16 protein-coding genes are annotated in these 15875 nt (G+C 42.4%); 6 read left to right on the top strand and 10 right to left on the bottom strand.

Going from position 1 to position 15875, the window contains the following annotated elements; translation table 11 throughout:
• Positions 1–31 precede the first annotated feature (31 nt).
• Together EAH55_RS08020 and lat are read right to left on the bottom strand one after the other, a co-directional pair.
• Positions 32–469 carry a hypothetical protein gene (locus tag EAH55_RS08020; RefSeq protein WP_112567219.1) on the bottom strand — a complete coding sequence of 146 codons (438 nt, stop codon included), beginning with the start codon at positions 467–469 and terminating at the stop codon, positions 32–34.
• Between the two features lie 223 nt (positions 470–692).
• A complete protein-coding gene (lat, locus tag EAH55_RS08015; protein ID WP_121809184.1) occupies positions 693–2024 on the bottom strand; it encodes an L-lysine 6-transaminase in 1332 nt (443 codons plus the stop codon).
• 350 nt (positions 2025–2374) lie between these two features.
• Here lat and EAH55_RS08010 point away from each other — a divergent pair, with 350 nt between their 5' ends.
• Complete coding sequence (locus EAH55_RS08010) at positions 2375–4387, top strand: PAS domain S-box protein (RefSeq protein WP_121809183.1); 2013 nt, start codon at positions 2375–2377, stop codon at positions 4385–4387.
• A gap of 3 nt (positions 4388–4390) precedes the next feature.
• Here EAH55_RS08010 and EAH55_RS08005 read toward each other — a convergent pair whose 3' ends face one another.
• On the bottom strand, positions 4391–5281 hold the full coding sequence (locus tag EAH55_RS08005; RefSeq protein WP_121809182.1) for a 1-aminocyclopropane-1-carboxylate deaminase/D-cysteine desulfhydrase: 891 nt from the start codon (positions 5279–5281) through the stop codon (positions 4391–4393).
• A 75-nt stretch (positions 5282–5356) separates the two neighbouring features.
• Between EAH55_RS08005 and EAH55_RS08000 the strand changes: the two genes are divergently transcribed.
• Both EAH55_RS08000 and EAH55_RS07995 read left to right on the top strand, forming a co-directional pair.
• Positions 5357–6394, top strand: coding sequence for an RluA family pseudouridine synthase (locus EAH55_RS08000; protein WP_121809181.1), 1038 nt, complete (start codon positions 5357–5359; stop codon positions 6392–6394).
• A gap of 73 nt (positions 6395–6467) precedes the next feature.
• Positions 6468–7304: an aminotransferase class IV gene (locus EAH55_RS07995; protein ID WP_121809180.1), complete on the top strand. Its 837-nt coding sequence runs from the start codon at positions 6468–6470 to the stop codon at positions 7302–7304.
• Positions 7305–7507: 203 nt separating this feature from the next.
• Here the strand turns inward: EAH55_RS07995 and EAH55_RS07990 are convergent, their stop codons facing one another.
• Positions 7508–8185, bottom strand: coding sequence for a DUF3050 domain-containing protein (locus EAH55_RS07990; RefSeq protein ID WP_394339753.1), 678 nt, complete (start codon positions 8183–8185; stop codon positions 7508–7510).
• Between the two features lie 339 nt (positions 8186–8524).
• Here EAH55_RS07990 and tnpA point away from each other — a divergent pair, with 339 nt between their 5' ends.
• On the top strand, positions 8525–8842 hold the full coding sequence (gene tnpA, locus EAH55_RS07985) for an IS200/IS605 family transposase (RefSeq protein WP_244228129.1): 318 nt from the start codon (positions 8525–8527) through the stop codon (positions 8840–8842).
• 323 nt (positions 8843–9165) lie between these two features.
• Here the strand turns inward: tnpA and EAH55_RS07980 are convergent, their stop codons facing one another.
• The 5 genes from EAH55_RS07980 to EAH55_RS07960 form a co-directional block, all read right to left on the bottom strand.
• Positions 9166–9897 (bottom strand): YqjF family protein, encoded by a 732-nt coding sequence (locus EAH55_RS07980; RefSeq protein ID WP_121809178.1) that lies wholly within the window; start codon positions 9895–9897, stop codon positions 9166–9168.
• A 51-nt stretch (positions 9898–9948) separates the two neighbouring features.
• Complete coding sequence (locus EAH55_RS07975; protein ID WP_121809177.1) at positions 9949–10749, bottom strand: M48 family metallopeptidase; 801 nt, start codon at positions 10747–10749, stop codon at positions 9949–9951.
• A gap of 5 nt (positions 10750–10754) precedes the next feature.
• Positions 10755–11405 carry a glycerol-3-phosphate 1-O-acyltransferase PlsY gene (plsY, locus tag EAH55_RS07970; protein WP_112567189.1) on the bottom strand — a complete coding sequence of 217 codons (651 nt, stop codon included), beginning with the start codon at positions 11403–11405 and terminating at the stop codon, positions 10755–10757.
• Positions 11406–11508: 103 nt separating this feature from the next.
• Positions 11509–12354, bottom strand: coding sequence for a carboxylating nicotinate-nucleotide diphosphorylase (nadC, locus tag EAH55_RS07965; RefSeq protein WP_121810013.1), 846 nt, complete (start codon positions 12352–12354; stop codon positions 11509–11511).
• A gap of 168 nt (positions 12355–12522) precedes the next feature.
• On the bottom strand, positions 12523–12921 hold the full coding sequence (locus tag EAH55_RS07960; protein WP_121809176.1) for a DUF4783 domain-containing protein: 399 nt from the start codon (positions 12919–12921) through the stop codon (positions 12523–12525).
• 195 nt (positions 12922–13116) lie between these two features.
• Here EAH55_RS07960 and gpmI point away from each other — a divergent pair, with 195 nt between their 5' ends.
• Entirely contained in the window at positions 13117–14640 is a 1524-nt protein-coding gene (gene gpmI, locus EAH55_RS07955) for a 2,3-bisphosphoglycerate-independent phosphoglycerate mutase (RefSeq protein WP_121809175.1), read from the top strand.
• Positions 14627–15193 carry a hypothetical protein gene (locus EAH55_RS07950; RefSeq protein WP_121809174.1) on the top strand — a complete coding sequence of 189 codons (567 nt, stop codon included), beginning with the start codon at positions 14627–14629 and terminating at the stop codon, positions 15191–15193. Before gpmI ends, EAH55_RS07950 begins: the two co-directional genes overlap by 14 nt.
• A gap of 20 nt (positions 15194–15213) precedes the next feature.
• On the opposite strand, the gene EAH55_RS07945 is transcribed toward EAH55_RS07950, so the two are convergent.
• Entirely contained in the window at positions 15214–15864 is a 651-nt protein-coding gene (locus EAH55_RS07945) for a tetratricopeptide repeat protein (protein ID WP_112567177.1), read from the bottom strand.
• Positions 15865–15875 lie beyond the last annotated feature (11 nt).

Genomic DNA, 15875 nt, shown 5'->3' with positions numbered 1-15875 from the left:
CCTTTTTTATTAACTTTAATATGAGCAATACTTAAGCCCTGATGTATTCAAAGCGGTTATTCTCATTGCTTCGCTCTCTTCTCAGCTTGTTTTCATTAGCTAATTTTAAAAGGATACCTGAAAGTTCAGATGTTTTAAAATCAGAGTCATACTGATCCTTACAGTAATTGGCAATAGATGATATAGAACGCTGACTATCAAAGAAATCGGTATTTAATAATTGATTAAGTATTTTGGTAGCACCCGGTTTCTTACGTCCCGCTATAGCACCACCTTCATCCTCAATACGTAATTTCCTTGCTTTTTTACCAAACATTTCAACACCTTCGGCATCTACCTTCTCCGACTCGATCATTACTTCCAGTAAACGGTCAATTATTCGAACCTGTACAGCTTCAGATTTGAATGAATTTACAACCTCGGCTACTTCAACCAGTTGCTTCTTTAATTTCTCTATGTGTTTGCTCATGGTGATTGAATAGAACTGAGTTACTTTAATAGGGTTGCAACAAATCTAATCGGAATAATAACAAAAAATATGGCCTATTTTGGAAAAAAAGTAGCGTATATTAATATGTTTTTCCTTTTACAAATAATAGATGTTGTTTTTACCTTATTAAATATTAGTTAATTCCACACGTTTCATGAGCAGGATTTAGCTGTAGCCGGTATTGATCTTCTTTACCTATTTGTTAAAAAGTGGCCGAAAGCTGTTCAAGCATTTCAAGACCGGTATCAATATGGCTTTTTTCAATGATCAGCGCAGGGCGGAAACGTACGCTCCTTTCGCCACAGCCAAGGTACATAATATTATTCTCAAAACCTCTTTTAATAAAATTATCTCTTATGGTTTTGTCCGGAAAATCAAAGGCTGTAAGCAGCCCTTTTCCACGCACATTACTTACAACAGGGTGCCGCCCGGCAATTTCGCTTAAGCCGTTTTGCAGGTATTCGCCCATCAATGCAGCGTTATCACAAAGGTTATCTTCCTCAATAATCTCCATTATTTTTGATGAGCGTACCATATCAACCAAACTACCTCCCCAGGTTGAGTTTATACGTGACGATACCTTAAATACGTTATCCTCAACCTCATCAATACGACGGCTGGCCAATATACCGCAAACCTGCATCTTTTTGCCAAAAGCAATAATATCGGGGCGTGCTTTTTCACCAAAGTGTTCATGGCACCAAAATTTGCCAGTTAGCCCCACACCTGTTTGCACCTCATCATATACCAGCAATGCCTCATATTCATCGGCGAGTTCGCGCAGCTTTTCTAAAAACTCTTTACGCACGTGATTATCTCCCCCTTCTGATTGTACGGGTTCAATTATTATAGCACATATATCATCCTTATTATCCTCAAATGCCTGCCTGATCTGAGCTACTGATAATTGTTCGCGCCTTAACAGATCTTCGTGATTGGCATCGCTGTAGGGGAAATTGATATAAGGTACAGATACCCGCGGCCAGTCAAACTTGGCAAACCATTTGGTTTTATTAGGCACTGTATTGGTGAGGCTTAACGTGTAGCCCGAACGCCCATGAAAAGCATGTTCAAAATGCAATACTTTAAATCCTTTTTCCTTAGTGTATCCCCTGGCAAAATTCTTCTGCACTTTCCAGTCCATAGCCACTTTTAATGCGTTTTCAATGGCCAATGAGCCGCCTGCTATAAAAAAAGCATGTGGCAAATATTCGGGAATACCAATCCTATCGAAGGTTTCAACAAACTGAGCGTATTGGGTTGTATATATATCTGAGTTTGAAGGATTAGTTAAAGCTGCAAGCATCAGGTTTTTCTTAAACTCCTCGTCATTCAGCATTTTGGGATGATTATAGCCCAAAGGCACCGAAGCGAAACAGGTAAAAAAGTCAAGCAGTGTACGGTTATATTTTGCGTCATAAATATAAACACCCTTACTTTTTTCCATATCAAAAGTGAGGTCGAAGCCATCGGCCAGTACATGCTTCTGAAGTGAAGCCTGGACATTCTGCGGAGAAACAAGTAGGTTGTACATATCAATTGGGTTTATTACAAATTTAGCAAAAACCGCCTAAAATCAAAATTTAAGCGGTTTTTGAACCGATTGACCAAAAAGTAACTTTAAATTGTTTAAAGTTACTTTTTGTACCAAACTTAAATCCGGTACACTTGTTCCCGATTCTAAAACGTACAAAAAACGATGAGCCAAAATCACTTTTACCGCGCAATTATGATCAAAAACCGCCCATTGCTGCCGTAACGCGATAATTAAAAATTCGCCGCATTTTCATAACAAATATTTCTTTTTGATTAAAGCCCTGAGGTTGGCTATTTAAATATTAAATTCGTACAACATACAACCAAAGGGAGGTATTATATAATAACATGGGAGAAGAACCATTACATGCTCCAAAAGCAGCATTTAATAATATTGCAGCCTGGGATTTGCTTGAAGACCTGCCCGTAGCCGTTTATACCTGCGATAAGCATGGCTGTGTAACTTCGTTTAATAAAGCTGCTGTAAAGCTTTGGGGTAAAACGCCGGAAGCTAATAAAGACAAATGGTATATAAACTGGCAGATATTTAATATTGATGGCACACCGCTGAATCTTGAAGAAACTCCTACAGCCAGAGTGTTAAAATACGGCAAAGCCGTAAAACGGCAGGAAATACTTATCAAACGCCCCAACGGCAGTATTAGTTATATATTATCAAACCCTAAACCCCTTTTTGATGAAAGCGGCCAGCTTACAGGCGTGGTCAATACGTTAATAGATATTACTGAACAAAAAAATGCCGAGGCTAAACAAGGCATGCTGGCTTCCATCATTGAATCATCCGAAGATGCCATTGTAAGCAAAAACCTTGATGGCATAATTACCAGCTGGAACAATGCCGCGCAACGCTTATTTGGCTATACTGATGAAGAGATCATTGGTAAGCACATCACAACGCTGATTCCGGAAGACCGTTATGATGAGGAAGAACTGATCATCAGTAAAATACGGGCCAACGAGCGGATAGAACATTTTGAAACCATTCGCAAAACAAAAAGCGGCGAAGAAATTCAAATTTCGCTTACCATATCCCCAATAATGAACAAGGCCAACAAGGTAATAGGGGCTTCAAAAATAATACGAGATATAGGCAAACAAAAAAAAGCCGAAGACAGGCTGCAGCAGTACGCCGAACGCCTGGAGATATTAAATTCGATAGGACAGGTTATTTCGGCAGAGCTGGATATTCAAAGTATCCTTCAAAAAGTTACCGATTCTACTACCCAGTTGTGCGGAGCGCAGTTTGGTGCCTTTTTTCACAACCTGGTTAATGAACAGGGCGAGTCATACATGTTATTTACGCTTTCTGGCGCACCACGTGAGGCATTTGAAAAATTTGGAATGCCTCGTAACACCGCAGTGTTTCATCCCACCTTTAGCGGAGAGGGAACAGTACGGGTGGATGACATTACCAAAGATCCCCGTTATGGAAAAAATGCACCTCATTTCGGTAAGCCGGCAGGGCATTTGCCCGTAGTAAGTTACCTTGCTGTCCCAGTAAGGGGTAAATCGGGCGAGGTTATTGGCGGATTATTTTTCGGCCATGAGCAACCAGCCAGGTTTACCAAGGAGCATGAGCAGCTTGTATTGGCCGTAGCTGCCCAGGCTTCCGTGGCGCTGGACAATGCTAAACTATACGAGGATATCAAACAACTCAACGAAAAAAAGGATGAGTTTATAGGTTTGGCAAGCCACGAGTTAAAAACGCCGGTTACCAGCCTGAAAGGGTATTTGCAAATCATTGCCCGCAATTTACCTGCTGATGATAGAAACAAGTTACTGGCAAACCGCGCGCTCGAACAGGTAGGCAGATTAACTACGTTGATATCAGATTTGCTTGATGTTACCAAAATCCAAACCGGTAAACTACCTTTTACCTATGCGGATTATGATATCATAAAATCAATTACCGATTTACGCGAGATCCTGCAACAGACAGAATCATCGCACCAGATCATTTTAAACCTTCCCCTTGAACGGTTAATTATTCATGCCGACAGTCAGCGCATTGAACAGGTGATCATCAATCTGGTAACGAATGCAGTTAAGTATTCGCCCAAGGGGGATAAAGTGATCATTACTGGTGCTGTTATCAATAATAAATTAAGGATCTCGGTACAGGATTTCGGTATCGGCATTCAGCCAGATCAGTTGGAACGTGTGTTCTCGCGCTTTTACCGGGTCGAGAACCTTGCGTCCCACATGTCGGGATTAGGGATCGGCTTATACATTTGCCAGGAAATTGTTACCCGGCATCAGGGCAGGCTTTGGGTTGAAAGTACCTACGGCGAAGGGTCTACCTTCTATTTCGAGCTACCGTTAAATACACCGACTAATTAGGGTTTATTTAAACTTTTCCTTCATCCCCAGCAGTCCCCAAATCCCCCCGCTATGAACGGCCAGGATCCGGCTGCCGGGTTCGAAATGTTCTTTGGTAATCAGATCATATAATGCATACATCATTTTGCCTGTGTATACCGGCTCAATTAATATGCCTGTCGCAGCAACAAACTGTTTAATGAAATTGATGAGTTGATCATTGGCTTTACCATAGCCCCCAAAATGGTAATCGACATGAAGGTCGTAATCCGTTCGTTGCGTTAAAAAGCGGTCGATCTCATCCTTAATAAATCCGCCGTTCTTAAACACAGGCACCGCATTAAATTTTGTTTTAAGCTGATGATTGTTCAATCCGTTAAGGATGCCTGCCGCGGTGGTTCCTGTGCCACAAGCGCAAAAAATATGATCATAACTTTCCGGCAGTTCGTCAACCAGTTCGCTGCAACCTTTAGCCCCTTCCGCAGATGCGCCACCTTCGTCAATAAAAAAAGCTTGCTCATCGTGGCCAAAATACCGATTGAACAGGGCAGGTTTATCGCGGTAGCTATCCCGATCGGTAAATAGTAGTTCCATACCGTGCAAACGGCATAAAAACAAGGTGTCATTATCAACTTCCTCTCCCCTTACAATACCCGTTGATTTAAAACCAAACTTCGCGGCAGCGGCAGCTGTAGCCATCAGGTGGTTTGAATATGCGCCGCCAAAGGTTACAAGATGTGTTTTTCCTTCAGCCTGAACTTGTTTAAGCAGATATTTAAGCTTACGCCATTTATTTCCTGATATCATGGGATGGATCAGATCATCGCGCTTGATAAAAACTTTTACACCCCGAGCATCAAACAAAGGGCTGTTGATTTGCTGTACCGGGCTAAAAATTTCAAGATCAATGTTCATAAAATAATACGGCGTTAATGCTATTGCAATATTACGTTTAACCTACCACAAAAAACGATTACTTTTGCGCCTCAAATGGCACACGAACCCGAACTTATTGAGCAGGAAGAACAGGACTTGTATGAACACTTACGTATAGTGGTTGACAAGGGCCAGTCACTTTTGCGGATTGATAAATTTTTGATGCACCGCGTAGAGAACGCTTCGCGCAACCGCATTCAAAATGCTATTGAACTGGGTAACGTGCTGGTGAACGATAAAACCATCAAATCAAGCTATAAAGTAAAACCGCTTGATGTAATCTCCGTAGTGCTGCCGCATCCGCCGCGTGATACCGAAGTTTATCCCGAAAACATCCCCATCAAAATCATTTATGAAGATGATGATGTACTGGTTGTTGACAAGGAAGCAGGTATGGTGGTGCACCCCGGCTATAACAACTATACCGGAACATTGGTGAACGCGCTGGTGTATCACTTTCAGCAATTGCCAACCCTGCCGGGTAATGATGGCCGCCCGGGATTGGTACACCGCATTGATAAAGACACCTCTGGCTTGCTGCTCATCAGCAAAAATGAGCGTGCCATGACCTGGCTCGCTAAACAGTTTTTTGAGCATACCATCACCCGTAAATACCTCGCATTAGTCTGGGGTGATTTGCCTGAAGATGGCACCGTAACCGGCTATATTGGCCGTAGTGTGGCCGACAGGCGGGTAATGTCGATATATGATGACCCGGAAAAGGGCAAATGGTCGGTAACGCATTATAAGGTATTGGAGCGCATGGGTTATGTTACGTTGATCGAATGCCAGCTGGAAACCGGTCGCACACACCAGATCAGGGCGCATATGAGACACATTGGTCATCCTCTGTTCAGTGATGCCACTTATGGCGGCGATAAAATTTTAAAGGGTACCATGTTCAGTAAGTATAAGCAGTTTGTTGAAAACTGTTTTGAGCTAATGCCGCGGCAAGCGCTGCATGCGCAAACACTCGGCTTTTTACACCCCACGTTAAAAAAGCGGGTACATTTTGAGTCGCCCTTACCGGCCGATTTTGAAGCAGTACTTGCAAAATGGCGAAAATACAGTGATACAGATACGAAGCAATAGACGTTAGATAAAGCATACAAACAATACCCGGTAAACAAATAAGCACGATCAAATTATAATATCTACCTGTCCCATGATGCCCGTATTCATCAATTTTAATGGCGAATATCTCCCTCAAAATACACCATTGCTCACCATTGGCAACAGGGGTTTTAAATATGGCGACGGCCTGTTTGAAAGCATGCGGCTGATGAAAGGGAAACTAAAATTTGCCGAACTACATGCCGACCGGCTTCAGCGGGGTATGAAAGCCCTTAAAATTGACGGCTATTCGCAAATGGATACCTGGTTTTTAAACGATATAGTTAACGAACTTGCCCGCAGAAATAAGGTAAAGCACGGCAGATTGCGTTTAACCGTTTACCGCGATGCTGAAGGCTTGTATACCCCTACCCAAAATAAAATGGCCTATTGTTTGGAACTGACCGCATCAGAAGAGCCAAGATACTTTTTAAACGAGAAAGGGCTGATCATGGATGTGTTTACCGAGCTGCCCAAACCGTCCAATTATCTATCGAACATTAAAACCTGCAACTCGCTTATTTACGTGATGGCCAGCCTGTACAAAACCCAGAACAAGCTGGATGATGTATTTTTACTAAACCAAAGCGGCAACCTCTGCGAAGCCAGCAGCTCTAATATTTTCATCAATTACCAAAATCACCTGTATACCCCGGCATTAAGCGAAGGCTGTGTTGAGGGCGTTATGCGCCAGGTAGTGATTAAGCTGGCAAATGAAAACAACATCGAAATAACCGAAGCCCAGATAAATCCAGATATTTTATATGAGGCTGATGAGGTGTTTTTAACCAACGCTACCCGCGGCATACAAACCGTTATGGGTTTTGGCGTAAGGCGTTACTTTAACCAGTACAGCAAAGTGCTGATGGATGAGTTAAATAAGTTGTAGGGATTTTCAGCGTTCTTATTCAATAAAACCCGTTGTCATTTCGACGAACCAGTGGGGGAATGTGCATGGGGTGAGGAGAAATCTTATACGCCTTGTTATAAATCATGCATGATGATCTTGCCAGACGCATAAGATTTCTCTTCGCTCCGGTGCTCAGTCCTTCCCATGCTCTGTCGAAATGACAACTTTTATAGGGTGTATACTTAGAAGGAACTTACTTCCTGTACTTTTATGGCCTCCAGTATCCCATCCCAAAGCGCAATGCGGGCTTGCAATGCTTCTTTAACAGCTCCGGTAGCTTCAGCCCATTTGTTATCGTCTTCGCCGCAAAGTTCGGCAGTCATTTGATAAGCTAATTGTGAATGATGATCGCCATCAACCTCAATATGACGCTCCAAATAATATAGCAGGATATCAACTTTACCGGGTAATTGCTGGCTTAGCTCCTTCACTATGCTCACGAACATATCCGGAATCAGGTCTTCGCGACCGAAAGTGAATACTGCAGCCTGCAGATAATCTTTGTTGGTATCTATAACATCAAAAGTATGTTGCACAAAGTTACGCGCGGCTACCGGGATATTGGCTATGATCAAGGCTTCATCAATATGCTTACCGAAATTCAACTCGTTAAACAGGTTATTGATACCGTTAGCGGCACTTCCCGCTTGCTGCATAGCACGTAAATAAAGTTCAAAATGGCTTGCACGGTTACCCTGCTCGTCAATATCGCTTTCTTCGCCGGCCACTATTTCGTTGATCAGGTAACGGGTATTAGCGTTTCCTGTAGGCATCCAGGGGGTAACGGTGCAGGTAAGCTTTTGCTGCAAAGCTTTAAGCAACGACATAAAGTCCCAAACAGCAAACACATGGTGCTCCATAAAAACGGTAAGCTCTTCAAGCGAGGTAATATTTTTATAAAGCTCGTGGCTAATAAGCTGATCGCGTAAAGGCTGGATCTCGTTTTTTAAATGTGCAATGCGGTTACTGTAATTTGCCATGTATCAAAATTATATGGGTGGCAAAAATAGTAAACAAGGTGATTACTAATGAAATGATTATTTTTTTTGACGGGATGGTGATGAGGAATAAGACTTCCCTAATTTTCTCAAAGTGATAAATATGCTACGCTGCCCCAGCGGGGCAAAAGGTTTGTAGAAAATAAGGTAGATTTGACTGAGCACCAGAGGTGCTCAACTTAACAAACCTGATCACGAAGCATGGCAAGTAACAACACCTATTCTCAATTAAATATTCACATAGTTTTTGCCGTAAAATATCGACTGGCATTAATTGAGGATAGCTGGGCTGAACGATTAAGGATGTACATAACTTCAATTGTTCAAAATCAAGGGCATAAATTAATTGCCATCAACAATGTGCCCGATCATCTGCATTTACTTATCGGTCTAAATCCTAATAAATCTATTTCTGAAATTGTAAGATTTATAAAAAGCGATTCGTCTGAATGGATTAATAAGCAAAAGTTAACAAAGGGGGGGATTCCAATGGCAGGAAGGGTATGGAGCTTTCAGTAATAGCAGGTCACAAATTGATAAGGTTATAAACTACATAGCAAACCAGCAGGAGCATCATCAAAAAACAACTTTTTTAGATGAGTACAGAAAAATGCTAAATGATTTTAATATCGAGTTTGACGAACAATATATCTTTAAACTGCCTCAATAATTGATCTACCAATTTAAGTTGAGCCCCTCTGGGGCTCTAAAAGAGAGGACATCTATTTTCTACAAACCTTTTGCCCCTCTGGGGCAGATCAGCTTGCTCGATAATTTACCTTCTAAATATTAAATTAGTTGGGATTTAAACCTTTTCAAGTAGCAAGTAGTAAAAACAATGCTCACTTCCCAACCACTATCTTCTCCCCCATTCGTACAACGATATCCGATCCCAACGCGTAAAAAGCCGAAACAGGTTCTTTTTCAAGATATGGTTTAAACTCGCTGCCGTACAAGGCTGCAACATCGGCATCAAAAACATAATCCCGCACCAGGCCGGTTTGCCAGGAGATATGTTCAACCTGGTACTCCATGGTTTTTGTTGCGCTTAGCCCGTTGTATCCCCAATAATGCTCTAAAATAAACTCTTCGGGACTGCCCGGCTTAATATCCACTAACTCATTACTTGCAGTAGCGCCGAGCTTGTTCCAGCGCCCCTTGAGTTTCCATTCGTACAAAAATTCGGTATGATGATCTTCGGTTGCAATAATAGAACTGCGCATAGGCAACGCGCGGTAATGTTCTTTATAAAGATTATTGGCGATAAGCACGATCATGTGTTTCGGTACAATTTCGCTGATAAAAACAGCGCCGCGTTTCCATTCGCTACCGTTGAAGTATCGCACATAAAAACGCAGGTTTACCTCCTCAAAATTCACGTGCCATGGCCATTTAATGCCCATAACCTGTGTATCCAGAAACATGAAGCCAACCATGCTCACCAGGGCTTTGCCTTCCCAAAGATCGAGTACGGTACCTGCAGGTATGTAAGGTTTTAATATAGCGGCGTCAACCTCGTAATTAAGCATCACCAGGTTTTTCCATTGTGCTTTTAAAAATTCACTTTTAGCCATAAAAAGAAAAATCCCGCCTTTTGCGGGGCAGGATTTATTGTAATGAGGTAATTAGTTTTTATAATATTTCATGGCCTCAGGTATGAGGTTCTGGATATCGGCAATACGGGTAGCATCAGCCGGGTGGGTGCTCAAAAATTCGGGTTGAGCGCCGCCTTTGTTTTGGGCCGCCATTCGTTGCCAAAAAGCGATGGCATTATGCGGATCATAACCGGCCATAGCCATAAAGGTTAAACCTAACCTATCGGCTTCTGATTCTTGTTTACGGGAATAAGCCAACAACTTCAACTGGCTTCCAACACCGTACAAAGTACTTATTGCAGTTTGTGTAGCTTGCGATTGCTGGCTTGTTGCAGCCCCAACCAATTGTCCGCCGCCCTGCACCAGCATTTCCTGCGAGATACGCTCGGCCGAGTGGCGCGCAATGGCGTGACCAATCTCATGACCCATAACTACTGCAAGATAAGCGTCGGTATTAGCAACAGGTAACAATCCGCTGTAAACAGCAACCTTGCCGCCGGGCATACACCAGGCGTTAACCTCGCTGCTTTGGATCAGGTTAAACTCCCACTGAAAGCTATACTGATCGCCGTAGCCATTCTCTTTAAGATATTTTTCGATCGCCGCGGCCAGCCTGTTGCCAATAACCTTAACGCGCTGCGCGTCATTACCACTGGCTATAACTTTGGTTTTAGAATCGGTAAGGAGTTGTTTGTAGCTTGCCGCAGCCGATTGGTTTACTTCGGCATCGCCAACAAGACTTAATTGTTTACGACCGGTAAGCGGTACGGTTGAACATGAAAAGATAGCCATGAGAGCTATCAGGACTAATGCAGGTTTAAATTTTTTCATAATGATCAGGCAGTTGCTTTCTTTTTAAAAAAATTGACTTTTGATTCTTTGCCCCTTATTAAGCGTTCAATGTTTTTTTGGTGCGTTACCAACACAAGTACGCAAATGCACATGCCGTAAATTACTATCGACCGGATAGGTGTCGGAAAAACAAATGTAACGCCAATAGGGTAAGTAAAGGCTGCTGCAATTGAACTAAGTGACACATACTTTGAAATCAATAACACCGTTATAAAAACAATTATGCATAACAAAGCGGCATGAAAATGTATAGCCAAAATCATTCCAAACAAGGTTGCTACACCTTTCCCCCCTCTAAAACCTGCAAAGATCGGGAACAGGTGGCCCATAACCGCGGCTATGCCCAAAGCAAGCTCATAGTTGGTATATGCGGTTGAGTTGATGGCGCCTGTGGCAGACGCACCAATAAAATAAGCGAAGTTGGTAGCTGCCCAGCCTTTAAATATATCAAGCAGCATCACAGGGATACCTGCTTTTTTACCAAGAACACGAAAAGTATTTGTAGCACCGGCATTACCGCTTCCGTACTCGCGTACATCCACTTTGTAAAAGGCCATACCTATCCAAACAGCCGTAGGTATCGAGCCGCACAGATAAGCCATTATGAGTGCTGTAACAGAGTAAACGGTTATCATTCTCCTGCAATATTACAAAATTGAAGCGGTAAAAGCGTTTTAATCTCAGCGCTTTTACCACTAAACTTTGTTTAACAATATGTTATCTGTTGTTTAACTACCCCTATTTTACAGCTTTAAGACTAAGGTCAAGGCTTTTAACAGAATGAGTAAGCGCGCCTACCGAAATATAATCAACGCCACAATCGGCATACTGGCGGATGTTATCAATGGTAATTCCGCCCGAAGCTTCGGTAATAAAACGCCCTTTGTTCATGGCTACCGCCTGGCGCAGGTTATCGAAATTAAAGTTATCTATCAAAATGCGGTTTACATTACCGGTTTGTAAAACCTGCTCCAGTTCATCAAGGTTGCGAACCTCAATTTCTATTGCCAGTTTTTTTCCGTTATCAGCCAGGTATTGGTTAGCGCTTTCAATGGCTTGTCTTATTCCGCCGGCGTAGTCAACATGGTTATCCTTGATCAGGATCATATCATATAAACCAAACCTATGGTTTACACCACCGCCTATGCGCACAGCCCATTTTTCGAGGTAGCGAAGTCCCGGAGTAGTTTTACGGGTATCTAAAACTTTGGTGTTAGTGCCTTTCAACAGGTCAACAATCTGCCGGGTTTTTGTAGCAATTCCCGACATGCGCTGCATACAATTCAGTACCAAACGCTCGGCAGTTAAAATGCTGCGCGAACTGCCTTCAACCTCAAAAGCAACGTCGCCATATTTTACAGGAGTGCCGTCTTCTAAAAAAACATTCATTTTAAGGTTGGGATCAACCACGTGAAATATTTCGGCAGCCAGCTCAACACCGGCCAGTATTCCTTCGTCCTTAACTAAAAGTTTTGCTTTACCGGTAGCATCGGCTGGGATAGTTGAAAGTGAAGTATGGTCGCCATCGCCAACATCCTCACTTAAAGCATTATTTATAAACTGATGTATTAGTTCCTTATCCAATTGTGTACTTTTTATAGTGTCAAAAGTAACAACAATTTTCAAATGCGGGGGTTTGATTACGGTAAAGATAATGGTTCATTGTTCATTGTTCATGGCAAATCATTGACTATGAAAACTATTCGGCTCAAACAGGTGCCATGAACCATTAACTATGATCCATGAACTGTGTCACTTCACCTTTTCATCTTCAATTTTCAGCTCAACAACATTGGTGCTTTTGCCGGCGTCTTTAAGGGTTATTGCAACGCGGAATTCGCCTTTATCTGTATTTAAAATATATACTCCAAAATGGTAATTACCGCCTGAGTTTACTTTATGCAGCAATTTGATGCCCTGAGGTTTATTCTTGGCGAAAAACTTATCCAGTATTACCGCTGCCTGGGTTTGAGAGTAAACATTCTCATCCTCCATGATGGTTATCTCCACATTGTTGGCAAACAGCCTGGAAAGCTCTTTGGTATTACCGGCTTTTAAAAGATTAGCCACGTTATCTATCACATCGGCATACGACGAAGCATATGGGATCAGCAACAACAAAACTAACGATGGCAAGTATTTCAATTTCATACTATAATAACGTACTAATAGGTGTTAAAGTTACAAAGGGCCACTAACTGTTTAGTTGTTTTTCATGTAAGATAAAATGATATTTCAAAACCTTGTATACTACATACTAACACGGAAGTGGCACTTTTATTTCAGACTGCTAACCTAAATTAAAAAATTATATATAAAGTACCCCGTTGCCTTTATATTTGCATTGTGGAAAACAAAAAAAAACTCGCATTAATAATACTTGATGGCTGGGGTTACGGCCGTAATGATCAATCAAACGCTATAATAGCAGCTAAAACTCCTTTTTTTGATAGCCTGATTGAACAATATCCAAATTCAAAACTTGAAGCTTCAGGAACAGCAGTAGGTTTACCTGCCGGGCAAATGGGCAACTCTGAAGTTGGCCACATGAACCTTGGTGCTGGTCGCGTGGTTTACCAGGAACTTGGCCGTATTCATAAAGCAGTTGATGATAATGAACTGCCAACCATCCCGGTATTGAAAGATGCCTTTGAATACGCTAAACAAAACAATAAAGATATACACTTCATTGGCTTAGTATCTGATGGTGGTGTTCACTCACATATCAGGCACGTAAAAGGCCTTTGCGATGCTGCCAAACAACTGGATGTTAACAACGTATATATCCACGCGTTTTTGGATGGCCGTGATACCGACCCTAAATCAGGACTTGGCTTTATTACCGATCTTGAAGAGCACATTGCCGGTACCGGCGCTAAAATTGCTTCTGCAATTGGCAGGTATTATGCCATGGACCGCGATAACCGCTGGGAGCGCGTGAAACTGGCTTATGACCTGATGGTGAATGGTATTGGTACGCCAACTCAAAATGTTACAGACCTCATCAAGCATTCATACCTTGAAGATGTTACCGACGAGTTTGTGAAACCAATAGTTGCTACTGATAGTGAAGGAAAACCATTGGCTGTTATTAAAGATGGCGACGTGGTGATCTGCTTCAACTTCCGTACCGACAGGGGCCGCGAGATCAGTATCGCGCTTACCCAGAAATCGTTCCCAGAGTACAACATGCACCCGCTGTCTGTCCGTTACATCACCATGACCCCATATGATGAAACATTTAAAAATGTTCAGGTTGTTTTCAACAAAGAAGATCTGACCAAAACGCTGGGCGAGATCCTGCAAAATGCCGGAAAAACCCAGATCAGGATAGCAGAAACTGAAAAATATCCGCACGTAACTTTCTTCTTCTCGGGTGGCCGCGAAAAAGAGTTTGAAAACGAAAAAAGGTTATTAGCGCCATCTCCAAAAGTTGCAACTTATGATCTGCAACCTGAGATGAATGCTGCTGGTATCCGCGATGCTATCATCCCTGAACTGGAAACAGGCTGGCCTGATTTTGTTTGCCTTAACTTTGCCAATACAGATATGGTTGGTCATACAGGTGTATTCAGCGCTGTAGTTAAAGCTGCCGAAACTGCCGATAGCTGCACCAAAGCCGTTGTTGAAGCTGGTTTAGCCAATGGCTATTCATTCATTATCCTGGCCGACCATGGTAATGCCGATTACATGATCAATGAAGACGGTTCGCCAAACACAGCGCACACTACCAACCTGGTACCATGTATTGTGATTGATAAAGACGTAAAAGAAGTAAAAGACGGAAAACTGGGCGATGTGGCGCCAACAATATTAAGCATATTAGGTGTTGCCATACCTCCCGAAATGACTGGTAATGTATTGGTATAATCCAAAAAACATAAGCAAAGCCGCCCTCATGGGCGGCTTTTTGTTATTAATAGCAACTTTATATTCCTGCAGGCCCGATAACAAGCAAAGCGGCGCTAAATTGGCTTATTTTGATCTGAAAGAATTTTTCAGGGCCGACTCTGCACGGCTTACTAAGTTAAATCCCGCTGTTGTTAAAACAGTTACCCACAATGGCGTTACCGAAACCAAAACGGTACACATTGGCAACTGGAACCAGGAGCTCAATTTATTTATCCAGTCGGACATTAACCGTCCTGCCTGGAAAAACAGTTACATTGTTAGCACCAGCGATAGCGCCATCGTTTACAGGGCCCGTACACCGGAGTTAAAAACCCGTCGCATTATCATTAAAAAAGCAGGCGATAAAGTGGAATGGATCCTGATTTACAACCACACCAAAAACCTGCTGTACGAAACCAACGAAAAGTTGAGCTATTTTCCCGATTCGCTTTACCTGATCCAGAAAACACAGCATGTAAAACTGATGGGACGTAATGACTATAAAGTGCAGGGGACTTTACCCAAAAGGTAAAAAGAAAAGTTTTATAAAATTTAGTGCTGTTTCACTAATGTACTGCCGCCGGTAGTGGCCTGGATAAGTTTTTCTTTTGATTGATCAATCAAGGCCGCGATATCCATACGACTTGGGTTATCGGCAAGTACTTTTTCCAGATCGGCAATGGAAGCCTTCAACGAGTTTATGCCCCTCGCCTTATCAAAAAAACGAGAAGTCGACTGTAGTTTAAATACGCCGTATTCACGGTAAGCTATACCCCGGTTCTGGTAGTATTTATTGTCTTTTAAATCGCTGTTAATGGAGATAGCTTTGGTAAGGTCAACTATTGCTCCTAACAGATATAATTCCTTATCAGCCGGCGATGCCTGGTTATCTCTGCCAAGATAGCTTTTTGCCCGCGCCCTGTAATAATACGCAGTAGCATCGGCAGGTTTTACAGCAATTACCTTGGTGTATGCCAATATCGATTTTTTATAGTTATCGCTATGATAATAAGAATACCCCAACATCCACATAGCATTGGCATTTGTTGAATCAGTTATGCATGCCTTTTCCAGGTGCGATACCGCCGAACGGAAATCGCCATCCATAAGTGCCTGCTGGCCAAGACGCACGTAAGCGTTTTGTGCCATAGCCGACTCAAGCGAAGACATGATCAGAAGGGGCAGGATAACTGATAACTTCATTAAACGGATTA

The sequence above is a fragment of the Mucilaginibacter kameinonensis genome (assembly GCF_003675385.1).
Classification (GTDB): Bacteria; Bacteroidota; Bacteroidia; order Sphingobacteriales; family Sphingobacteriaceae; genus Mucilaginibacter; species Mucilaginibacter kameinonensis.
The sequence above is the reverse complement of the archived record's forward strand: the minus strand, read 5'-3'. Positions and strand labels throughout refer to the sequence as shown.